At 40.7% G+C, this 2,778-nt stretch carries 3 protein-coding genes; all 3 read left to right on the forward strand.

Features of this window, described 5'->3' with window-relative positions:
* Window positions 1–47: 47 nt before the first annotated feature.
* Window positions 48–296 carry a hypothetical protein gene (locus CAN34_RS04695; RefSeq protein WP_254423090.1) on the forward strand — a complete coding sequence of 83 codons (249 nt, stop codon included), beginning with the start codon at window positions 48–50 and terminating at the stop codon, window positions 294–296.
* 200 nt (window positions 297–496) lie between these two features.
* The gene (serC, locus tag CAN34_RS04700; RefSeq protein WP_089554662.1) at window positions 497–1,618 is read left to right on the forward strand and encodes a 3-phosphoserine/phosphohydroxythreonine transaminase; all 1,122 of its coding nucleotides are present in this window, start codon (window positions 497–499) and stop codon (window positions 1,616–1,618) included.
* Window positions 1,619–1,907: 289 nt separating this feature from the next.
* On the forward strand, window positions 1,908–2,778 hold an 871-nt coding region (locus CAN34_RS04705; protein ID WP_254423091.1), incomplete at its 3' end, for an ABC transporter substrate-binding protein.

Raw genomic sequence — 2,778 nt, forward strand, 5'->3', positions numbered from 1 at the left:
AATAATGACAGGCAAAACTATGGCAAAATATCACGCAAGCGCTATCAATGACCTGTGAGACGACATCATTTCCTATCTGTGAAGGTATGGATACGGCTGAGCTTGCCAATGCCAGTCTTGCTGGATACGTTTTTAAGATTGGTCGCAGTGAAGAGATACAAGTGGCGGCATTAACGTTATTGCCTGATGGGCTTGAGCACCCTAACCTGACTACTGCACCAACTTTAGATGAAATGCTTACTGATAGCAGATTGAAGCGTCAGCTTTGGAAGCTGCTTTCTGATTCGGCTGATTAACAACGAATGTTGTGATAGATGTTTGAATAATTAGCTCTGTATAGCAGTAAATTTGTGCGTCAATAAACTAATATCTCAGTAAGTTTTTTATAAGTAATACAGTCATTCGTAATTAAAATAAAAATGTAAAAAGTGTTTTAATCATTAAGTTTTCAATCCCAATTAACAACAATAATCCCATCAAACTTAGGATGATAGCTATGTCTACAAACTCAGCCTCTACAACTGAACATCACCGTGTACCTAACTTTTCTGCCGGACCTGCTACGATACCGACCGATGTATTATCACGTGCCCAAGAAGAATTGCTCGACTGGCAAGGACGTGGTGTATCAGTGATGGAAATCAGCCATCGTAGTAAAGAGTACATCGCGATTACTGAAAAAGCCGAGGCTAAACTGTGTTCATTGATGGACATTCCAGATAATTATAAAGTGCTATTTTTACAAGGCGGCGCCAGCTTACAGTTTTCAGCGATTCCATTAAACTTGTTAAATAATGGACGTGCTGATTATCTCAATACCGGTACTTGGTCTGGCAAAGCGGTCAAAGAAGCAGAGCGCTATGCCAAACTTGGTCTTGGTGAAATTAATGTGGTTGCAACAGGTAAAGGCAGCAATTTTACTGATGTGCCTGAGCAAAATGAATGGGCTATTAGTAAAGATGCAGCATATTTCCACTATTGTGCCAATGAAACCATTCATGGTTTACAGATATTTGAGCCACCGAAAGTTGATGCGCCCATTATCGTTGATATGTCTTCTTGTATCTTGTCACAGCCAATCGACGTCTCTAAATTTGGCATGATTTACGCTGGTGCACAAAAGAATATTGGCCCTGCAGGTCTAGTGATTGTCATCATCCGTGAAGATTTATTAGGGCAGGCAAGTGAGTGGTGCCCGCTACTACTTAACTATGAACATCAGGCTGAAAAAGAGTCGATGTCAAACACACCAGCGACCTATTCTTGGTATTTAGCAGGTTTGGTTTTTGACTGGTTAGAAGAGCAGGGCGGCGTCGCGGCTATCGGCAAAATCAACCAGCAAAAAGCGGACTTACTTTATAAGACGATTGATGACAGCAGCTTTTATAGTAATCCAGTTGCCCCTAAATACCGCTCTATCATGAACGTACCGTTTACGCTAGCAGATGCTAGCCTTGACAAGGTATTCTTAGAAGAGTCAGAAGCAGCAGGCTTACTGCATCTAAAAGGTCACCGCGATGTGGGCGGTATGCGTGCCAGTATTTACAATGCAGTGTCGTTAGAATGGGTACAGCAATTGGTCGACTTTATGATAGCGTTTGAGAAAAAACACGCTTAAGTGCTGCTAAGGTTTTAATTATTGCTAAGTTTTAGAAAAAAGACGCAACTTTTATAAGCTGCGTCTTTTTTTATGAGGAATGAATATGCTTCTTGGGTGAATAATACGTCAGGTAGCCTACTTAATCCTGTAAAGCATTAGGTTAAAAAACCTAAGTTTGTTATGATGAAATTTTGCGGTATTTATCGCTCTTAGTGATTTCTTATTTAAGCTGTCATTAGCTTGCCGTTATTAGGTAATATTTTCAATATAGTCATTGGTTGCATACAGGGTTGGTGATAACTTCATTATGATAAAAAATGCCACACTAAAAACCATTTTATTAGTTGCAGTTGTGAGCTGCATGCCTGTCAGTTACGCTGCACCAATTACCACTGCTGCGCTTGGGCATAATAGTCCTACTGAATATATTGACGCGCCCTTTATGCCCTATGCCAATCCAAAGGCGCCGACAGGTGGCACGTTATCGCTTGATGCGCGTGGTACCTTTAATGCGGCCAACAAATGGATGACTACTGGTGTGGCGATGGTTGGCACCGATTATCTATATGATACTTTGATGACTGGTTCATTAAATGAAGCGTTTACCATGTATCCGCAGCTGGCAAGTAAAGTCACTTATGACCCTGATGATACTAGTTGGATTATTTATCATATTAATCCTGCTGCCCGTTTTTGGGATGGAACGCCGGTTACCAGTAGTGACGTCAAAGCGACTTATGATGCAATATTAAATAAAGGACCGATGTATATTCGCAGCTATTTGGGTGATATTAAAGACATTCAAGTTATTGATAAGCAACGCGTGAAGTTTGTCTTTGCCTCTGATGACAATAAAGAGATTTTATTAACAGTCGGGCAGTTTCCTATTTTTGCCAAATCTTCTATCGATGCTGACTTTGAGAAAATAACCCTGACACCGCTAATGGGTAGTGGGCCTTATAAGCTTGGACGCGTCGACGCCGGTCGTTCGGTGAGTTACGTGCGTGATCCCAATTATTGGGGCCGTAATTTGATGGTTAATCGCGGTCGTTATAATTTCGATATGATTAAATTTGTGTATTATCAAAGTGATGAGATTGCCTTTGAGGGTTTTAAATCTGGTCAATATCGTTTTCGCCTTGAAAACAAATCCTTTAATTGGTCACGGGTTACAATTT

It is taken from the genome of Psychrobacter sp. DAB_AL32B (assembly GCF_002224105.1).
Lineage (GTDB): Bacteria > Pseudomonadota > Gammaproteobacteria > Pseudomonadales > Moraxellaceae > Psychrobacter.